We start from the raw sequence: 18,813 nt of genomic DNA on the forward strand, positions 1-18,813 counted from the left end.
TGGTCACGGCGCCCCGCTCCCACCGCGTTGACCGTCCGTCACACATGAAGGGCAGGAACGGTGTCAGACACGCACAACCGTCGGACGCACGCCGGGCTCCGAGCTATCAGCTCCGTCGCGGTCACCGCCATGGCCACGCTGGGTATGGCTGCCACAGTCGGCCCCGCCTCGGCGGCTTCCCCGCACGGCACCGTCAAGGATCCGGTGTCGTACGTCAACCCGCTGATCGGCACGTCCAATGCGGGCAACACATATCCGGGCGCCGTGCAGCCCTTCGGCATGCTGGCCTGGAGCCCGCAGAACTCTAAGGGCAAGCAGGTCTCGACGCCTGCTCCCGGTGGCTACCAGTACGACGCAACGAAGGTACGCGGCTTCAGCCTCACCCATCTCAACGGCGTCGGATGCTCCGGTGCGAACGGTGACATCCCGATCATGCCGTACGTGGGTGACGTCGACTCCTCGCCCAGCGCCGACGTCACCGATGCGAAGTACGCCAGCACCTTCTCGCACGCCGACGAGACCGCCTCGGCCGGCTACTACAAGGTCGGTCTGGCCAGTGGCGCCTCCGCGGCGCTCACCACGACCGCCCGGACCGGATCGGGGCAGTTCGGCTTCCCGGCGGACAAGCCCGCCAGCATGCTCTTCCGCACCTCCAACTCGGAGAGTGGCAGCACGGGCGCCACCGTGAAGATCAACACGGCCGACCGGACGGTGACAGGCTCCGTCAGCGCGGGCAACTTCTGTGGTCCGCAGAGCTCGAACAACCGCAAGGACCTCTACACGCTGTACTTCACCGCCCACTTCGACAAGGCGTTCGCGAAGGTCGGCACCTGGACCGACGGCACGGTCGACCCCGGCTCCACGTCGGCCTCCGGCGGTACGGGGTACAGCTCGTCCGGCAACGCCGTGGAGGGCAAGGGCTCCGGCGCGTACATCACCTTCGCCGACGGAACCACCAAGGTCGAGGCCAAGGTTGCCGTCTCCTATGTCAGTCCGCAGAACGCCGAGGCCAACCTCCGCGCGGAGAACGGGCCCCGAAAGAGCTTCGACTCCGTCAAAACCCAGGCCTCCAAGGTCTGGAACAGCACGCTGAAGTCGGTCGAGGTGGGCGGCGGCACCGACGCCCAGCGCTCGACCTTCTACACCGCGCTCTACCACTCCATGCTGGAACCCACCCTGACCAGCGACGTGGACGGCCGCTATCTCGGCGCCGACCGCAAGCCGCACCGGCTCGCCAAGGGGCAGAAGGCGCAGTACGGCACCTTCTCCGGATGGGACCAGTACCGCGCGCAGGTGCAGCTGATGACGCTGCTCAACCCGAGGGCGGGCAGCGACTACGCGCAGTCCCTCTACAACTACGCGAGTCAGCGCGGCGGCGAGTGGGACCGCTGGCTGCTGGAGAACGGCAAGACGAGCGTCATGTCGGGGGACCCCTCCGACGCGGCCCTCGCCGGCATATACGCCTTCGGCGGCCATGACTTCGACGTCAAGGGCGCGCTGAAGTCGCTGGTCGAAGCAGCGACCGTGCCGACGGCGAACGACTCGGACAGTTCGGGCTGCAACGTCGAGTGCGTGGGCCAGCGGCCCGCGCTCGACAAGTACCTGGAGCTCGGGTACGTACCGGCGGACAACTGCCACTGCTGGGGAGGCGCGGCCGAGACGCTGGAGGACGCGGCGGCCGACTACGGCCTGTCCGAGCTGTCCCGGCAGACCGGCAGGACCGCCGACGCGAAGAAGTTCCTGGACCGCTCGGGGAACTGGACGAATGTCTTCGACGCCAATGCCACGCCGCAAGGCGGTTACATCCGCGACCGCAAGGCCGACGGCACCTGGGCGGGCACCTTCACACCGGGCACCGGCAGCGGATTCGTCGAGGGGTCCAGCGCGCGGTACACCTGGATGGTGTACTCGGACGTGGCGGGCCTCGCCAGTGCCATGGGCGGACACGACCAGGCCATGAAGCGACTGGATGCCTTCTTCCGCACACCGGACGGGAAGTTCGACTTCTCGGCCCAGGACGCCACGCGTTACGACGCGACCAACGAGCCGGACATCAACGCCCCGTATCTGTACAACTACTTGGGGGCTCCGTACAAGACACAGGAGACGGTCCGCGCCGAGATGGACCAGCTGTGGACCGACACCCCGGGCGGCATCCCCGGTAACGACGACGCGGGGACCATGTCGTCCTGGTACGTCTTCTCGGCGCTGGGCATGTACCCGCAGAACCCGAGCCGCGCGGACCTGATCCTCTCCGCTCCGCTGTTCCCGCACGCGGTGGTGCACACCGGGCACGGTAAGACGATCACGATCAACGCGCCTGCCGCGTCGGCGAAGAACATGTACATCCACGGCCTGAAGGTCGATGGCAGGGCGTCCGGCAAGCCGTGGGTTCCCGCCTCGCTCGTCACCCGTGGCGGCACGCTCGACTACGTCCTCGGGGCGACCGCGGACACCTCCTGGGGAAGCGCGGCGGCAGACGCCCCGCCGTCCTTCCCCGGCGGCGGCGTGAAGTACTTCACCGGCGCCACGCCGGATCAGCTGAAGGTCGAACCCGGGTCGGGCAGCGCGGAGACGACCGTCAAGGTACAGACCCTGGAGGCGAAGGCCACCGACGTCCATTGGACGGCGAAGCCGCCGGCCGGTGTCACCGTCACACCCACGGAGGGCGACTTCACAGTGCCGGCAGGCGGCTCGGCGAGCGCGAAACTCACCGTATCGGCCGCGGCGGACACGGCCGAGGGGCACTACACGGTCCCGGTGACGCTACGGTCGTCCGCCGGCGATGAGCTCCCGAAGACGTCGGCCGCGGTGACCGTCGCCGAGAAGAACAGCATGCTGTGGAACCGCAACAGCACCGGCATCTCCACCGACGACGACGATCCTCGCGCCAACTTCGACGGTGAGGGCTGGAGTTACTCGGCGAAGGCACTCGCTGCGGCGGGCGTGACGCCGGGCGTGACGGTCTCGTCCGGCGACTTCGACTTCGGCTGGCCCGAGGTGGGCGCGGGCGACCCGGACAACATCGAGGTCGCGGGAGACCGCCCGCAGGTGCTGAACGTGCCGTCGGCGGCGGCGGACACGAAGCTCAGCCTGCTGGGCAGTGCCGCCGAGGGATCGGCCAGCGGCAAGGTGACGCTGACGTACACCGACGGCACCACGCAGCAGGCCGAGATCGGCTTCAGCGACTGGACGCTGGGCGGCGGCACGCAGAAGCCGTCGTTCGGCAACACGGTCGCGGTCCACACCACGTACCGCGATGTCCAGGGCGGCGGTAAGGACCCGGTGGGTACCGAGATCTTCGCCACCGCCCCGATCACGCTCCAGGCGGGTAAGCAGCTGGCGAGCGTGACCCTGCCGTCCGCCACGGACGGCGGCGTGATCCACATCTTCGCGGTGGCCACCGCCTGACACACCTGATCGGGACGGGCCGTCGTGGCAAGGACACCGTCCTTGCCACGACGGCCCGTTCGCCGTTCCGGTACCCGGTCTGTCTGTGAGGCCGCAATCGGGGAAGGGGCCACACGATCGTCCCGCTCCGGGGATCAGACACCGGTGGCGCCGTCGATTCGCTCGCGGATGAAGTCGGCGTGCCCGTTGTGCCGGGCGTATTCGGCGGTCATGTGCGTGTAGATCCACCGCAGGCTCACCTCGCCGCCCATGAACGGGCTGGTGTCCTCCAGCCCCCGAGTGGCGCAGTTGGCGCGGGCGCGGGCGATCTCGTCCTGCCAGGTGGCCTGGGCCGTCTCGAAAGAGATGCTGTCGGAGAGACCGAATCCCCCGTCGCGCCCGGCCGGATCGGCCTGCGGATCGTGGATGGCCGGTACGTCCTCGCCCGTCAGCACACGGCGGAACCAGTTCCGTTCGACTTCGGCCATGTGCTGGACGAGCCCCAGCAGCGTCAGCGGCGAAGGAGGCACGGAGGCGGTCCGAAGCTGCTCCTCGGTGAGGCCGTCGCACTTCATGGCCAAGGTGGTCCGGTAGAAGTCGAGCCAACTCTCCAGATTCGTACGCTCGTCGGCGTTCAGCGGCGGCATCGGCCGTACGGTGGTCGTCATGGTCGCAGATCATGTCAGTGCGCTCCGACATCGCCTCCCTGGCCGCGCAGTGGGAACTCACGAACACACACGGAGCGGCACCGGTACGCGGACATCACGGAGCGGCCTGCCGGAGCAGCTTCGCTGCGCCCAGGGCGTCAGTGGACGAGCCGGACGACGGGACGCAGCCGTGAGGTGAGGTCGGCCAGCATCTGTTCGGCCTGTGGCAGGACGCGGGGACCGAGGGAGGCGGTGCCGATGGCGACGCCCACTCCGGCCCAGGCCAGCGGGCCCAGCGGCGTGCACCCGAAGAAGTGGCTGACGACGGGTGTCTGGACGAGAGCGACGAGCACGACTGCGGTGCCGACGACCGTGGCAAGGACCAGCGGACTGTGGCGGCGTCCGGCGACGGTCTGCGTGAGCTGGGCGCCGACCACACCGCACAGAGCCATGGTGCTGGTGCGCCGTGCCGAGCCGGGGGTGAGGGTGCCGATGAGCCATGCGGTGGCCGCGCCGATACCGGTGATCACGCCACGATGGCGGATCTGACGTGTCAGCGGTTGCCCGAGGACGGCGAGGCCCACGGGTACGGTGTCGGCTGCGGCGGGCTCCCCGGCGGGCTCCGGGTCGTGAGGGGTGACCGCGACCGCCATCGCCGGGAACATGTCGGTGAGCAGGTTGACCAGCAGCAGCTGACGTGTCGACAGCGGCGACGTGCCGGACAGCAATGTGCCCAGTACGGAGAAGCCGACCTCGCCGGCGTTGCCGCCGAGAAGGATGCTGATCGCGTCGGCCACGCTGCGCCAGAGGGCTCGGCCCTCGCCGATGGCGTCGATGAGAACCGACAGTTCGTCGTTGGTGATCACGAGGTCTGCGGCGTTGCGTGCGGCAGCCGATCCGCGCGCGGCGATACCGACCCCGACATCGGCGGCGCGGATCGCGGCGGCGTCGTTGGCGCCGTCCCCGACCATGCCCACGACGCAGCCCGCCTCCCGGAGTGCCTCCACGACCTGGAGCTTCTGCTCGGGTGCGACGCGGGCCACGACGCCGCAGTCCCGGAGCAGGCGGGCCCGTCCCGCCCGGTCCAGTGAAGCCAGCTCGTTACCGGTGACGACCGTGACATCCTCGGGCCAGCCCAGGGAGATGGCCACGGAGCGGGCGGTCTGCGGGTGGTCGCCGGTGAGCATGACGGGGCGTACACCGACCTCTCCCAGACCGGCCACGAGCGGAGCTGAGCTGGGGCGGGGGCTGTCGGCCAGTGCCACGAATCCGATGAGCTCGAGCAGTTCGAGAGGCTTGTCGAGCGCGTCCCTCGCCTCGTCCTCCGTCGCGAGACGGCGCTGCGCGACTGCCAGGAGCCGCAGGCCCTGGCCGGCGAGGGAGTGCGCCTCTTCGACGGCTACCGGATCCGTATCGGGGCAGCAGGGCAGCACAACTTCCGGCGCCCCCTTGACGACCAGCATGTTCGCGCCGTCCGCGTCTCTGCCCGTGGCGGCGGCGTAACCGCGGCTCGCCTCGAAGGGCTGGGCCCGTACGGTGGTCCACCCTGTCTCGGGCGGGGCTGCTGCCAGGACCGCCTCGTCGGTGGCATGGGCGTGGGCGCCCGGCTGCTCGGCCAGGCGAGGGCAGGCCCGGGCGGCGATGCGGAGAATATGTTTCGTCCCGAGGGTGTCGGCCGGCTGCTCGACGCCCGTGCCACTGATCAGGCGGACGACCCGCAGCCGGTTCTCGGTGAGGGTCCCGGTCTTGTCGAAGCACATGGTGTCCACGCGTCCGAGCGCCTCCAGGCTGCGTGGTGTACGTACCAGGACGCCGAGCTTGCTCAGCCGCCGCGCCGCGGCCATCTGCGCGACGGTCGCCACCAGAGGCATGCCCTCGGGCACGGCGGCCACTGCGACTGCCAGTCCGCCCTGGAGAGCTGTACGCACCGGACGGCCGCGGAGCAGGGACAGGCCGGCCACCGCGGCGCCACCGGCGAGAGTGAGGGGCAGTACCCGGCGGGTCAGCCGGTGCAGTCGGGCCTGGACCCCCGCCGAGGTGGGGACCCGGGCGGCGAGGGACGCCGCGCGGCCGGCCTCGGTCCGATCGCCCGTTGCCACCACCACTGCCCGGGCGTGGCCGGCGACCACCGTGGTGCCTTCGAACACCATGCATCTGCGGTCGGCGACGGGCGCCTGTGGTACGGCGGCCACTTGTTTACGCGTGGGCAGTGACTCGCCCGTCAGGGAGGACTCGTCCACCTCGAAGCCACTGACCTCCAGCAGCCGCGCGTCGGCCGGCACCACATCGTTGGTGCGCAGCTCGATCACCTCGCCGGGCGCCAGTTGCGCGGCCTCGACGACGGATGCCTCTTCTGCCGACGGGTGGGCGAGTCGCCGGGCGTTCTGCCGTTGCCCGGTCACCAGGGCGGACAGCGCACGCTCCGCGCGCAGTCGTTGCACCCCGCCCACCAAGGCGTTCACCGCCACGGCGGTGATGACCAGGAACGCGTCCACCGCGGAGCCCAGCAGTGCCTGCGCGGTGGCACCGACCACCAGAACCGGGGTGAACGGGTCGTCCAGTTCGGCCCACACGGCGCCGGCCAGACGTACGCTCACCCGTGCGGGCGCAAGGGCCGGGTGGGTGGCAGCAACGCCCGCGACGTGGCCGACCCGGGTCCGTACCACCGTCAGGGCGGTGGGCGCGTCGCACGGCGCCTTCGCCAGCCGGGCCATGACCTGCTCGGGCCGTAGGGCGTGCCAGGGCACCCGCGGAGTGGGGTGGGGGGTCGCACCGGCGGCTACACCGAGCGCGGCACACCAGCCCATGAGCAGGGCCGCGCCGGTGGCGATATTGACGGGGCTGAGCCGCACTTCGAGGGGGAAGGGAACCCGCTGCGACCGAGCTCCCTTGGTGAGTACCAGGAGCTCGGAGAGCGTGGCGCCCGCCTCCGCACAGAACTTCGCACGCCGGCTGACCGCCCGCGCCGCGGGTACGGCTGACAGCAACCGCCATACGCCCTCCAGTCCACGCAGAGGCAGAAGGTCGGCTCCCCAGACGACAGCGCTGCGCTCGTCGGTGACGGCGACGGCGATGTCACTGCGGAGCAGTCCGTCGAGTACGTCGTGGGCGGCGGCAGTCAACTCCCGTTCGGCCGACGCCCGGTCGTGCGGGACGCGCGCCACCGTGAGAACCGTTCGGCCCTCGCTCTGCAGGGCAGCCACCACCTCCGCCAACGGGATCTCGGCGGAGGCGAGTTGGTCGGCCAGGGTACCGAACTCGCCGAGCCAGCAGTCCTCCACCACCACGACATGCAGACCGGCTCGGCGCGCTGCGTCCAGCGCGGCTTCGGCCATGGGGTCGACCTCCCAGCCGACCAGAACGGTTCCGACGTCCTTGCCACGTACCGACGCGATCATCAACCCCGCGTCCGGTGCCGTCCCATCGGGCACCGGGCGAAGGCCGATGCCCGGTTCCTCGGACGGCGTTGTCGCGTCCTCGGGCGCGCTGAGCGCCGCGGTGGCTTCCTGCCACAACCGGTGGTGATCCCAGCCGGACGTGCTGGGGTGGACCTCGAGCACGGTGCGCCGAGTGCTGCGCAGTGCCGCGGGGTGCAGGACCACGGTGTCCACGAGCTCCAGCTGGCCCAGCCGCTCGGGGTCGCGGACCAGTACGTCCTCGCGTGCCAGGGCAATGCCGAGAGCCGCGGTGAAGGCCGCCGGGCCGTAGCGTGCGGCCTTGGGCGAACCGGCCAGTACGGTCTCGGCGGCCTCGTCCATGCTGCGGGTGAAGAGAAGCTTGGTGACGGCACCGCCCAGCATCCCGTTGACCGCCGCGGCGGCATATTGCTCGCCCGGACTCGGGCGCAGCGGCGGACGCAGGACGTCGGTGTCGGCCGGAGTCAGCCTGTCCGGGGCGCACAGCGTGTCGTGCACGGCGTCGAACGTCGCGAGCTGAGCCATGGATTCCACCAACTGGGCACTCCGCAGGGCCGCGTCGAGCAGCAGAGGACTCGGCGACTGACCGATCCCGCAGACGGCCGCATGGGCCACGGCCAGCACCAGATCGGATGCGTCCGGGCCCAGCGCACGGCTCAGCACCGCGCGTACCCGCGAGTCCTCACGCATGACGACGACCGCGGCCACCATGGCCTCCGGCGCTCGCTTCAGAAAGGCTGCCCGCCCCACGAGTGCTACGCCGATACCCGCCGCGTCGCAGGCCAGGGCGACAGCGTTGGCGCGCACGCCGCCGGCGGCGCCCGGGTGCACGTGTTCCAGCGTCTGATCGCCCACGTGCACGAGCCCGTGTTCGGCGGCCAGTTCGGACACCTTGTCGGCCACCTGCTCGCCGACCGCGTCCTCGGTGGTCTGCACGACCAGCCGCCCCAGGCCGCCGTCCCAGTAGGCGATCAGCACGTCCGGGTGCTCGGCCAGCTCCACGGCCACTTTTCCGGCGGCGGCCTCGAGTCGTTCCACGGTCCCAACGGGCGCGTCCGGATGGTGCTCCAGCGCCAGGTGCATCCGTGATCCGGCGCGCCAGTACCCGACCTGAGGAGTGATCGCGTTGCGGGCGACCCTGCCGACCCGTAGCGCGGTCGCCGACACCGCCGCCGCCCCGTCCGCCGCGCCGCGCGCACCGGCGTTCACGAGCTCAGCGGCCATCCGCGCCGCATCTGCGGTCGGCGTGGCGATCCGGCGTGTGGCCTCGACCGGCACAGCCAAGGCGCTCTTGAGGGCCACGGCGGGCCCGGTCAGCAAGCGGAGCAGCATGTCTCACCTTCGCGGGCTTGCCGCACGAGGCCGGGAGCAGAACGGTCCGTGACTGGCGCCGGGCGCGGAACGGTCGTAACAGCGGACGGGTGGCGGCCTCAGGACTTCTTCCGCGCACCGGCCTTGGCGCGCGAGGTGCCCGAGGCGCTCGTGGCGGCGCGCTTGGACGAGCGGGCCTTCGCCGTTCCGGAGGCGGTCGACGCCTTGGCCGGACGGGTCTTCGCCGTTCCGGAGGCGGTCGACGCCTTGGCCGGACGCGTCTTGGCCTTTCCCGAAGCGGCCGATGCCTTCTTGGCCGGCCGGGTCTTAGCCGCTCTCGTGGTGGTCTGCGCCTTGGCCGACCGGGCGGCCTGCTTCACCTGCAGACCTTCTGCCCGGGCCTCGCCGTCCGTCGGACGCGACTGCGTGAGCCACACCACCGCGGCACCCGTCACAGCCACCGGCCACTCGACCACACCGGCCACACCGAGCAGCCCGGCACCGGTGTACGCCGCGACACGCCGAGCATGAGGCGAAACGATCCCGACGGAGTCCAGAACACCGTCGACGATCCCCTTGACCCGATCCGCGCCGGGGACCCTGTCCACTGCCGTCATCACCCTCCGCACGGGGTGCGTCAGTGCCTCCTGGACCGGATGCTGCACCTTCGTGTCCCGTGAGCCAGACACATGGGAACTGTCAGTCATGGTCGCTCTCTCTCCGTCGGGCAGGTGAGACGGACGGCCCGCGGCCGTGATGCCTCTCACCTTTCAGCAACCTTGACAAGATCACACAACTCCGGCAAGCCTGGACATATCCACTTACCGCCAAGTGAGGTAACAGGGGGGCGACTCAACGCCAAGGACCCTCCCGGCCGCGACAAGTCCGAGAAGACCGGTCGCCGGGTCCAGCCGGCGGGACCCGCGGATCACCGACCCACACCCACGGGTGTCCTGGCCGCGAGCAGTTGAGGGCATGAACACCCACCCCGGCCCGGAGCCGACCTTTCGAGGGTTCGCCCACCGGCGCCGTCACCGCCGGACCACCACCCCCGCGTTCGTCGGCCGGCCCACCTCACATCGCAGTCCGTCCACCGGGCCGTTCGACATGTGCAGCGGCTCCCCGATGCGTGCTGCGGGCGTCAGCCCCCTACCTCCAGTGGAGGCCGTTCATGCGCATCGAACTGACCTGGCCGCGCTCCGGCGCCGAAGACCGGACCCTGGCCATCGCTCTTCCCGCCACCGGCCTGCTGCGCCCAGCCCTGCGGTACACGAGCCGGCTGTGCACTCCCGTCGGCCTCCGGCGGGCCGTCGCCTGCGCGGAGCCCCTCATCGAAGCCGCGGCCCACGCCGCCGGCGCGGACGCACTCACCCGGGCCGCCCTGCCGTACGCCATCCGGTTCACCCGGCAAGCACTCCACAGCGACACACCCGCAGCCATCCCGAGCCAGGCAACGCGAGCGCTCCCCTCCGAGTCCCACTCACCCACTCCCCCACCGCCTGCGCTCTGAGTGACGCACCAGGGATCCCCCTGCGCCGGGACGCGATCTTCGGCGCACCCTGGCCCCGCGTGGGGCCCCTTCGCTCGGCTGCAGGTGACGGCCGTGGCGAGACCGTCGGAGCGACGCGGTCGCCGGTATCCGTGGTCAGCACAGGCTCCGTACCGGGAACCCCGCCGTGCGCACCGGACTGACACCCACGACCGAATCACACCGAACTGAAGTTCGATGAATGGGTGACGCGGGTGAACCTGTCACTCGTGCGGAGGGGTCGGACTGCCACAGCCTCCTCGTCGATGTTCCCTGGTACCAGGCATCACGGGAGGACTCGACATGACGCCCATCGGCGGCGGTGCACGACAGCGGACGGTACGCCGTGCCGCGTGTACGGCCCTGCTGATCGCGTTGATGACGTTGGTGCACGCGGTGTTCACCCCCGCCCCGGTGTCCTTCTCCAAGGTCGGCCCCGATCAGAGCCGCCACGCCCTTCTCGCAGGTCCGACGGTCGGCGCCGCCGTCGTCGACTCGGCGTCATCAGACCTCTCCTGCCCATCGGCTCCCACCGGTCGCAGCGACGACCACAGGTGGCGTTCCGGTACGACCTCGATCGGTAAGCCGCGCCACACTCCGTCCGCGGCTACCGCCGTGGCGACCGATCCCACCTTCGGCACAGAGCCCACAGCGACCGGGCGCGGTCCATGCGCGCCGGCGCCCGTAGGCAGAGCCGGCTCGGCTGCTTCTCCCGAAGGTCTCGTACTGCGCTGCTGACCGGCCCCGGCCGCACATCTCCCGTACACGTCGCGCTCCGTCACGAGCGGCACGCGAGGTGCGGCCTGCCGTCGCCAACACCTACGTCACGTGACCCCGCAGGAGAACCCGTCATGCCCGCAGATGTCTTCGCGGCCGTGAGCGCACTGGTGCGTGCCGAAGCGGCTCGCCAGCCCGCCCCGCCCTCCGCGGCGCCGTTGTCGCCGGACAGTTCACATTCGCTCACGGCCTCGGAACGTCAACAGAGTTCCGGCACCCCGAGCCCGACCGCGCCGCAGCCGAATCCCGCGTCCGCTCCGCCTCGGGCGGGTCTGCTGTCCGACCTGCAGCGTCGGCTCCTGGCATTGCTCCACTGACGCCAGGTCGGTCAGCCCGAGCGCAACCCCGTACACCGGACCGTCATCCATACCTCGCATGCCCGTGCAGGAGAGACAAGCTGACATGCAGTCATTCATCAGTCGTGCCCGCATCCACCACCGTAGTGTCGCCGACCCCGGCCCCTTCCCTCACAGATACGGGGGGAATCACGTCGGCTCCGTGCCCGCCCACCGGCGGGCCGCTGGCACCGTCCGCGCACTGTGAGGGGCATCGTCCACGGCCCTCGCGGTGGCCGACGGCAGGGGAAGGCCCTATGGCGCGGCAAGGAGGGTGCTTTCGGGGCCAGAGGGAGAGACGACTTCGCCGCATCTCTGGTGGTGTTCCTGGTGGCGCTCCCACTGTGCGTGGGGGTGGCTGTCGCCTCCGGCGTTCCCGCTGAGCTGGGCCTGGTCACGGGAATCGTCGGAGGGCTGGTGACCGGACTGCTCCCGGGGAGCAGTCTCCAGGTCAGCGGCCCGGCGGCCGGCCTGACGGTACTGGTCTACGAAGCCGTGACGACTCACGGCCTCTCCGGCCTCGGCGTTCTCGTCCTCGCCGCCGGCCTGCTTCAGCTCCTCATGGGCGTACTCCGGCTGGGCCGCTGGTTCCGGGCCATCTCCGTGGCCGTCGTCCAGGGCATGCTCGCCGGCATCGGACTCCTGCTTGTCGCCGGCCAGTTGTACGTCATGGCCGACCGAGAGGCGCCGGATTCCGGGCCTTCCAAGATCGCCGGTATGCCAGGTCTGCTGGCCGATGTGTTCGGTTCCGCCCAGTCGATGGTGGCTCTCGGGCTGGGCCTCGGGACGATCGCCGTCCTGGTCGGGTGGAAGCACCTCCCTCCATCGATGCGGCTCGTGCCCGCTCCGCTCGTCGCTGTCGCTGTCACCTCCGGTATCGCCGCGATCTGCGACACGCCTGTCGCGAAGGTCGAGGTACAGGGGCTGCTGGACGCCATCCAGCCACCGAGCGCGGACGCTTTCGGGCTGTTGACCCAGCTCGGCGTCCTCGGAACGGTGCTCGCGTTCGCCCTGATCGCATCGGCCGAAAGCCTGTTCAGCGCGGCGGCGGTGGACCGCCTACATACGGGACCACGCACGGACTACGACAAGGAACTCATCGCCCAGGGCGCCGGCAACGCGGTATGCGGTGCGCTCGGCTCACTGCCCCTGACCGCGGTGATCGTCCGCAGCGCGGCCAATGTCCAGGCGGGCGCACGGAGCAAGGCGTCCAGAGTGCTGCACGGAGTATGGCTGTTGTTGTTCGCCGCGCTGCTGCCGTCGGCACTCGGCGTGATTCCGCTGTCCTGCCTCGCGGGCGTCCTCGTCTACTCGGGCGCGAAGCTCGTCCCGGTCAAGGAGCTGATGGTGCTGTGGCGTGCGCACAGGGGTGAGGCAGTGATCGTGGTCGTCACTGCTGGGATGATCGTCGTGGCGAACATGTTCGAAGGCGTGCTGATCGGTGTCGCGCTCTCCGTGGCGAAGTCGGCGTGGGACACCTCTCACCTTCAGGTCGATGTCGCCGACGGAGGAGTCGGCGTGATCCGCGCGCGACTGACGGGCAATGCGACGTTCCTCCGGCTGCCGGTGATACTCGACGCCCTGGAGGCGCTGCCGAAGGACCGCCCGATCGAGCTCGACCTGTCGGGCCTGCGGCATCTGGACCACGCCTGCCTCACCGCCCTGACCACCTGGGCGGACAGACACAACACCCCGGGCACCGCCCCGGTCAGGTTGGTCCCCGCGGAACCCTGACCGACACGACCGATGACGGCGGCTCGGGCCGTGCGCAGGTGCAGGCCTCCACCGGCCGGCGCCGCAGCCGGACCCTGCCCCACCGTACGGACGTCCGGGCGCCGCCACCGGACGGTACACACGCAAGCGACGGGTGTCCCCCGAGACGTCAGGGGACACCCGTCTTGAAACAACGTGTCAGTGGTCGTCCCAGTGCCCGTCATGACCGACGTGCCGGTGACCGTCGTGCACGTAGTCCACATGGTCCCCGTGCGGCACCGCGACATGCCCGCACCCGTCGCCATGCTGGTGCGCGTGGTCGCCGTGAGCGGTGTGCCCGCCCGGTTCGCACTCGTCCACATGGCCGTCGTGAACACGATGGAGGTGACCGTCGTGCACGTAGTCCACGTGGTCCTCGTGCGGGATGGCGACGTGGCCGCAGCCCTTACCGTGCTGATGCATGTGGTCGGGATGGGGGGCATGTGCAGTGGTCATGACGTTCTCCGGTCGTTCCTCGGCAGTCACCTGCGCGCATTCGGCTTGCGCCACTGGCTCGAACTTTCCCTCCAACGAGCACCGGTGCAGGTTGTCACCGGGGCGCGTCCGGTCGGGTGCGAAACACGTCCGATGGGGTGACCGGGCCTCGCAGAGCACGTCAGGGCTTCACCCGCACCCCTCTTCGTCGGCTCCGCCACGGGGCTCCCCGCCTCCGGGCCCGGCATGGCTTCCCCCCTTTGTCAGCCATGATCCGAAAGGTGGTGTCACCGGGCCGGACGGAGGCGCTGCCCCGCGATGGACGTCTTCATCACCGCGGCCGGGCCCGTGTGAGCTCATGAGGTCGCTGACCACGACGCGGATACGGCCGGTCCCGTCGAGGCACGCGTAGCGCAGGAAGACTTTCGCGGGAAGGCGTTGAAGGCCACTGTGAACAATGCAACGATTCCGCAGAGCCGGTCGGCACGGAAGGATTCAGTCGCGATGCATGATCGTAAGCGTCTCCCGGCCGCAGCGGCTTTCGACGCGCTGGGAGCAGAGTACGAGCGGGCTTTCGCCGAGTCGGCAGCCCACCATGCCTCGCTGCAGCGCCTGTTGCAACTGCTCGCGCCGCACAGCCGGGTATTGGACGTCGGCAGCGGGACCGGACGGCCGACCGCGCAGATCCTGGCCGAGGCCGGCCACGAGGTGCTGGGCGTCGACGTTTCGCCCGTCATGGTGGAGCTCGCGCGACGACAGGTGCCCGACGCCTCGTTCGAGTGTGCCGACATCCGTCATGTCACCTTGGCGAACAGCAGTTTCGACGCCGCGTGTGCCTACTTCTCCCTCTTGCAGATGTCACGCAACGACCAGTCCGATCTCGTCCGGCGGCTCGGGCGGGTGGTGACCCGCGGCGGCCTGCTGATGATGGCGACCGTACCGCTGGACGTCGAGGGCGTCGACGTCGAGTTCATGGGCCAGGACGTACAGGTGACCAGCTTCGCCGCTGCAGCGTTCACCGAGTTGGTGATCGAAGCGGGATTCTCACTCCTGTGGGAGGAGAACACCCTGTTCACCCCGTCGTACCCCGGCGGGGTGCCCGAGCCTCAACTGTTCCTGCTCGGGCGACGGACCTGACAACCCGTCCCAGGGGGCGACTCACCGCTACACCCCCTCTCTCGCCCCCGTGCGGAGCGCCGGGGAGCTGTCTCATGCGCTGCTTTCCGGCCGAAGCGTGAAGTTTCGCGTAAGAACCACCGAAGAAAAGCAGCAGGTCAGACGGTAGTTCGCGGTTGTACCACCGGATTTCGTCCACATGCTGGACACCTCGCACGGGCCCCGCGCACCGCCCCCGAGCTGGCCGAACGACCATTCGGTCGATGCGCCGTCGGCGAGCCGGGCCGGAAAGGGCTGATCGATGTGCACTCACCGTCCGCATGCACGAGACTCCCGAACGCAATCGCACCCCCAAGCGAAGGAGATTCACAAATGCGCTACAACATCGGCAAATTCAGCATAATCGCCACGACATCCGCACTGATCATGTCGGGCATGGGCGCCGTGGGTGTCGCGCAGGCCCAGCCCGTGCAGTCGACCAGCCTCTACGCCCCGTCAGCCCTCGTGCTGTCGGTCGGCAAGAGCAACGGCGCCGCCGTCACCGTCCAGCGGGCCGTCACCCTCAGCTGCGCCCCGCGCCCGAGCGGCACTCACCCCTCGCCCACTGCGGCGTGTGCGGATCTGCTCGCCGTCGACGGGGAGTTCACCCAGCTGACCACGCCGCCTCAGCGAAGCTGCACGCGCGAGTGGGATCCCGTCGTCATCAACGCGAACGGTGTGTGGCAGGGCCGGAACGTCTCCTGGTCGGCCACCTTCGGCAACGCCTGCGAGATGCAGGCGAGCCTGACCGAGGGATCGGTCTTCGGCTTCTGATCGACCCTCGGCGCATGCCATCGCACCCGATGCCCCGTCTCGACGGACGTGCGCCGACCGGCACGCGTGATCGGGGCGAGCGCATCCGTAGTTGAGCGATGCGGGACCCCTGCCGGCCGGGAAGCGTCCCTGTCCGTTCCGTCGTGACGACGAGTGCGTCGTCACGACGGCAACTGCGGGCGGGGCATGCGCCGGCAGTCGCCGAACCTCACCCGCGTGAGCCGCCCCACGTGCGACGACCGGTCACGGCGGTGCCGCCGCCAGCTCCACCGTTGTCGTGACGCGTACGAGGGCCGGCCGGCGGGGCGCGGAACCGAACCCGAATTCCACGGGTGGATCGAGCGGAGCCAGCGCCCCGAGTCGGGCTCCGCCGAGCACGGCGTCCGCCGCGAGAATGGGCCACAGGTCATGGGCTCCGTACCACTCCCGACGCCCCGCGACGGCACTGCCCAGGGTGCGCACGCCAGGCATCAGCCGCGCGGGGATGTCGCACAGTGCCGCCCAGCTCCGGCTCCTGACCAGCGGGGCGGGCACGGTGCGCAGCAGCCACCCCAGCGGGGACCGGGAGCCGGTGCTCAAGTGCAGACTCAGCGGGCCGGCCTGAATGCTCCACTCGGATCCGCCCCGCCGGACCGCGACGGGAACGACCTCGACGCGCTCGAAGCGGTAGGTGGCGGCGACGAAGTCAGCGACGGCAGCGGACGGCGCCAGCAGCAACCGCTCGCCGTCCGGGTGCTGGATCATCACATCACTGAACGGCCCGAAGGGGGAACGGGTCCAGTGCCCCACCACCAGCCGAGTTCCGGAGGTGGTCCCCACGCCGGCGATCCAGCCGTCGAATCGCAACCGCTCACCTTTCACACCGGACAGCTTCTCCCACCATCGAGGGAATACGGCCGATGTCGGCGGCGAGGGAGCAGACGTGTACCTTCCGCACGGTCGACGGGGCCGCGCGGATCACGAGGAGTCGCTCGCCGACGGCACTTCGGTCCCGGGACGACGAAGAACGCTGGTGGTGTAGTCCGCCACGGCCGCTTCCAGACCGATGTCCAGCTGTGCGCGCTCGGACATGTACCACCGGTGTTCCAGCAGCTCGTGATAGAGCTCGGCCGGGTCCATGGTGCTCCGGAGTTCCTGCGGAACGGCACGTACCGTGGGCCTGAACACCTCGCGGACCCAGCGGTGGGCAAGCACCTCCGCACGGGCGCCGAGCGGGTCGCCCGGCGCATAGTCCTCTTGTGTGGCCATCCAGCTCTCAAGGTCGTTGAGGAGTCGTCGGGCCTGGTTCTCCTCGGCGTCGAGCCCGGTGAGGCGAAGCAGCTGGCGCTGATGATGGCCTGCGTCGACCACCTTGGGGACGAACGTGATCGTGTCGCCGTTCGGGGAGTTGGCGATCTGCATCTCGGCAACGTCGAAGCCCAGGTCGTTGAGCCTACGCATGCGACGTTCGATGTAGTGATATTTACCGGCCGGATAGACCGAAGTGCGAGTCAGCTCACTCCACAGCTCCTCGTACCGCTGGCAGATCTCGGCGCCGAAGGCGATCGGATCCACCGAGGGATGGAGCGCCCCCGAGGCCTCCAGGTCCAGCATCTCCCCGCTGATGTTCACCCGGGCCAGATCGATGTCGTATTCACGCTGCCCTGTGCTGAGCCGGTCGTGCACCTCGCCGGTCTCCGCGTCCACGAGGTAGGCGGCATAGGCACCGGCGTCCCGGCGGAAGAGCGTGTTGGACAGAGAGCAGTCGCCCCAGGCGAACCCCGCCAGGTGCAGCCGGACCAGCAGTACGGCGAGTGCGTCCATGAGCCGGTGCACCGTCGTCGGGCGCATCGTCGTCTCGAACATCGAGCGGTAGGGCAGGGATCCGTTGAGATGACGAGTGATCAACACCGGCTCCAGCGGCTCCCCGTCGGTGCCGGTGCGCCCCGTGACCACCGCGAGTGGGTCCACCGCAGGTATCCCGAGCCGGGCCAGGGTGCGCAACAGCTCGTACTCGCGTACCGCCGGCCGTTCCGCGAGCTCCTTGACGGCCACCACGTCGGACCCCGCTCGGGCATAGCGCACGACGTGGCGGGAGATGCCGCGCGGCAGCGTCACGAGGTGTTTCTCCGGCCACTCTTCGAGCGGCTGGTGCCAGGGCAGCTCGAGGAGGAACGCGGGGTGTTCGGGGTTGGTGGCACTGAACTGCAGAGCCATCGGTCGCCTCGCTCGTTCTTTCGGTGACGGGACCACCAGTGTGACGTAACGGGTGGCGCGCCCCCTGGCCCCGGGGAGGGAAGCCTGAGCTTCCTGGCCGGCAGGTGCCTGCCGGGACGGCCATCGCTGCGGCCGGTACGGCGCCGGCCCACGCGGGGTCCGGTGGTTGTGCGTTGTTGCGGTCGCGATGTGGACGGGCTTGCCGGAACGAGCGGCGTGAGTCGGCGCCGGTGCAGGTGCGGGCACCGATCGCCCCATGGTGCGGAAGGACGGCCGGGCCCGGATGCGAGGTTCTTTCCGGCCCGCTGTCAGTGGGTGGGTCTACCGTGCGAGGACAGAGGAACCCAGCGTGAGTAAGGGGAGATCATGACCACACTCGAGAATCGACCGAACACCGCACTCCTCGTCGTCGACGTGCAGAACGGCGTCGTCGAGGGGGCTCACGAGCGCGACGCGGTCGTCGCGAACGTCGGTCACCTCATCGAGAAGGCACGGCGGGCGGGGACGTCCGTCGTCTGGGTCCAGCACTCCGACGAGCATCTTGTACGGGAGAGCGACGACTGGCGGATCGTCCCCGAGCTGACTCCGGGCGACGCCGAGCCGCTCGTCGAGAAGAACTACGGCGACTCCTTCGAGGACACCACACTCGAGACCGTCCTGTCGGGCCTCGGGGCCGGACGCCTCGTCGTCGCCGGCGCGCAGACCGATGCGTGCATTCGCTCGACGCTCCACGGCGCACTCGTCAGGGGCTACGACGTCACCCTCGTCAGCGACGCCCACACGACGGAGAACCAGACGGCATGGGGAGCACCGCCGCCGGACCAGGTCATCGCGCACACGAACCTGTACTGGTCCTACCAGGCGGCACCGGGGCGGACCGCCGGGACGGTCGAGACCAAGGATGTCGACTTCGGCGGCATGTCCTGAAGCATGCGCGTCGGAGGTCGGAACGCCTCGGCCGGCTGCCACTCCCTCCGATCCTGGTCCGAGAGCTCGGCGAATCGCCGCGCCGACGCGCGAAGTTGGCAGAGCGGGACAGCCGGCAGAAGCGCATCCGCGTCGGTCGGTTCGGTTGTCGGACCGACGGGGGGTCGGTG

12 protein-coding genes are annotated in these 18,813 nt (G+C 69.9%); 6 read left to right on the plus strand and 6 right to left on the minus strand.

The window, feature by feature from the left end:
* The first annotated feature begins 129 nt into the window (after window positions 1-129).
* Complete coding sequence (locus OG963_RS06575; protein ID WP_371800273.1) at window positions 130-3,411, plus strand: GH92 family glycosyl hydrolase; 3,282 nt, start codon at window positions 130-132, stop codon at window positions 3,409-3,411.
* A 134-nt stretch (window positions 3,412-3,545) separates the two neighbouring features.
* On the opposite strand, the gene OG963_RS06580 is transcribed toward OG963_RS06575, so the two are convergent.
* From OG963_RS06580 to OG963_RS06590, 3 genes are all read right to left on the minus strand, one after another.
* Complete coding sequence (locus OG963_RS06580) at window positions 3,546-4,058, minus strand: DinB family protein (protein ID WP_362270976.1); 513 nt, start codon at window positions 4,056-4,058, stop codon at window positions 3,546-3,548.
* A 137-nt stretch (window positions 4,059-4,195) separates the two neighbouring features.
* The gene (locus tag OG963_RS06585; RefSeq protein WP_371798643.1) at window positions 4,196-8,785 is read right to left on the minus strand and encodes an HAD-IC family P-type ATPase; all 4,590 of its coding nucleotides are present in this window, start codon (window positions 8,783-8,785) and stop codon (window positions 4,196-4,198) included.
* Window positions 8,786-8,883: 98 nt separating this feature from the next.
* Window positions 8,884-9,471 carry a hypothetical protein gene (locus OG963_RS06590; RefSeq protein ID WP_319326135.1) on the minus strand — a complete coding sequence of 196 codons (588 nt, stop codon included), beginning with the start codon at window positions 9,469-9,471 and terminating at the stop codon, window positions 8,884-8,886.
* A 464-nt stretch (window positions 9,472-9,935) separates the two neighbouring features.
* Between OG963_RS06590 and OG963_RS06595 the strand changes: the two genes are divergently transcribed.
* Entirely contained in the window at window positions 9,936-10,274 is a 339-nt protein-coding gene (locus tag OG963_RS06595; RefSeq protein WP_093770472.1) for a hypothetical protein, read from the plus strand.
* Window positions 10,275-11,608: 1,334 nt separating this feature from the next.
* Complete coding sequence (locus OG963_RS06600; protein ID WP_371126231.1) at window positions 11,609-13,138, plus strand: SulP family inorganic anion transporter; 1,530 nt, start codon at window positions 11,609-11,611, stop codon at window positions 13,136-13,138.
* A 177-nt stretch (window positions 13,139-13,315) separates the two neighbouring features.
* Here the strand turns inward: OG963_RS06600 and OG963_RS06605 are convergent, their stop codons facing one another.
* Complete coding sequence (locus tag OG963_RS06605; RefSeq protein WP_078878953.1) at window positions 13,316-13,612, minus strand: hypothetical protein; 297 nt, start codon at window positions 13,610-13,612, stop codon at window positions 13,316-13,318.
* Window positions 13,613-14,095: 483 nt separating this feature from the next.
* Here OG963_RS06605 and OG963_RS06610 point away from each other — a divergent pair, with 483 nt between their 5' ends.
* Together OG963_RS06610 and OG963_RS06615 are read left to right on the plus strand one after the other, a co-directional pair.
* Window positions 14,096-14,728 (plus strand): class I SAM-dependent methyltransferase, encoded by a 633-nt coding sequence (locus OG963_RS06610; RefSeq protein ID WP_093770470.1) that lies wholly within the window; start codon window positions 14,096-14,098, stop codon window positions 14,726-14,728.
* A gap of 351 nt (window positions 14,729-15,079) precedes the next feature.
* Window positions 15,080-15,520 (plus strand): subtilase-type protease inhibitor, encoded by a 441-nt coding sequence (locus OG963_RS06615; protein WP_093770468.1) that lies wholly within the window; start codon window positions 15,080-15,082, stop codon window positions 15,518-15,520.
* A 243-nt stretch (window positions 15,521-15,763) separates the two neighbouring features.
* Here OG963_RS06615 and OG963_RS06620 read toward each other — a convergent pair whose 3' ends face one another.
* On the minus strand, window positions 15,764-16,381 hold the full coding sequence (locus tag OG963_RS06620) for a hypothetical protein (protein ID WP_093770466.1): 618 nt from the start codon (window positions 16,379-16,381) through the stop codon (window positions 15,764-15,766).
* Window positions 16,382-16,477: 96 nt separating this feature from the next.
* Window positions 16,478-17,716 carry a DUF4032 domain-containing protein gene (locus OG963_RS06625; protein WP_030924769.1) on the minus strand — a complete coding sequence of 413 codons (1,239 nt, stop codon included), beginning with the start codon at window positions 17,714-17,716 and terminating at the stop codon, window positions 16,478-16,480.
* Between the two features lie 366 nt (window positions 17,717-18,082).
* On the opposite strand from OG963_RS06625, the gene OG963_RS06630 reads away from it, so the two are divergent.
* The gene (locus OG963_RS06630; protein ID WP_362270981.1) at window positions 18,083-18,643 is read left to right on the plus strand and encodes an isochorismatase family protein; all 561 of its coding nucleotides are present in this window, start codon (window positions 18,083-18,085) and stop codon (window positions 18,641-18,643) included.
* Window positions 18,644-18,813: the final 170 nt, after the last annotated feature.

This window comes from Streptomyces sp. NBC_01707 (genome assembly GCF_041438805.1).
Lineage (GTDB): Bacteria > Actinomycetota > Actinomycetes > Streptomycetales > Streptomycetaceae > Streptomyces.

Bases quoted from the DNA above. Each gene is read 5' to 3' on its own strand.
- OG963_RS06575 (WP_371800273.1), top strand. From the start codon at position 130: ATGGCCACGCTGGGTATGGCTGCCACAGTCGGCCCCGCCTCGGCGGCT.
- OG963_RS06580 (WP_362270976.1), bottom strand. From the start codon at position 4,058: ATGACGACCACCGTACGGCCGATGCCGCCGCTGAACGCCGACGAGCGT.
- OG963_RS06585 (WP_371798643.1), bottom strand. From the start codon at position 8,785: ATGCTGCTCCGCTTGCTGACCGGGCCCGCCGTGGCCCTCAAGAGCGCC.
- OG963_RS06590 (WP_319326135.1), bottom strand. From the start codon at position 9,471: ATGACTGACAGTTCCCATGTGTCTGGCTCACGGGACACGAAGGTGCAG.
- OG963_RS06595 (WP_093770472.1), top strand. From the start codon at position 9,936: ATGCGCATCGAACTGACCTGGCCGCGCTCCGGCGCCGAAGACCGGACC.
- OG963_RS06605 (WP_078878953.1), bottom strand. From the start codon at position 13,612: ATGACCACTGCACATGCCCCCCATCCCGACCACATGCATCAGCACGGT.
- OG963_RS06610 (WP_093770470.1), top strand. From the start codon at position 14,096: ATGCATGATCGTAAGCGTCTCCCGGCCGCAGCGGCTTTCGACGCGCTG.
- OG963_RS06615 (WP_093770468.1), top strand. From the start codon at position 15,080: ATGCGCTACAACATCGGCAAATTCAGCATAATCGCCACGACATCCGCA.
- OG963_RS06625 (WP_030924769.1), bottom strand. From the start codon at position 17,716: ATGGCTCTGCAGTTCAGTGCCACCAACCCCGAACACCCCGCGTTCCTC.
- OG963_RS06630 (WP_362270981.1), top strand. From the start codon at position 18,083: ATGACCACACTCGAGAATCGACCGAACACCGCACTCCTCGTCGTCGAC.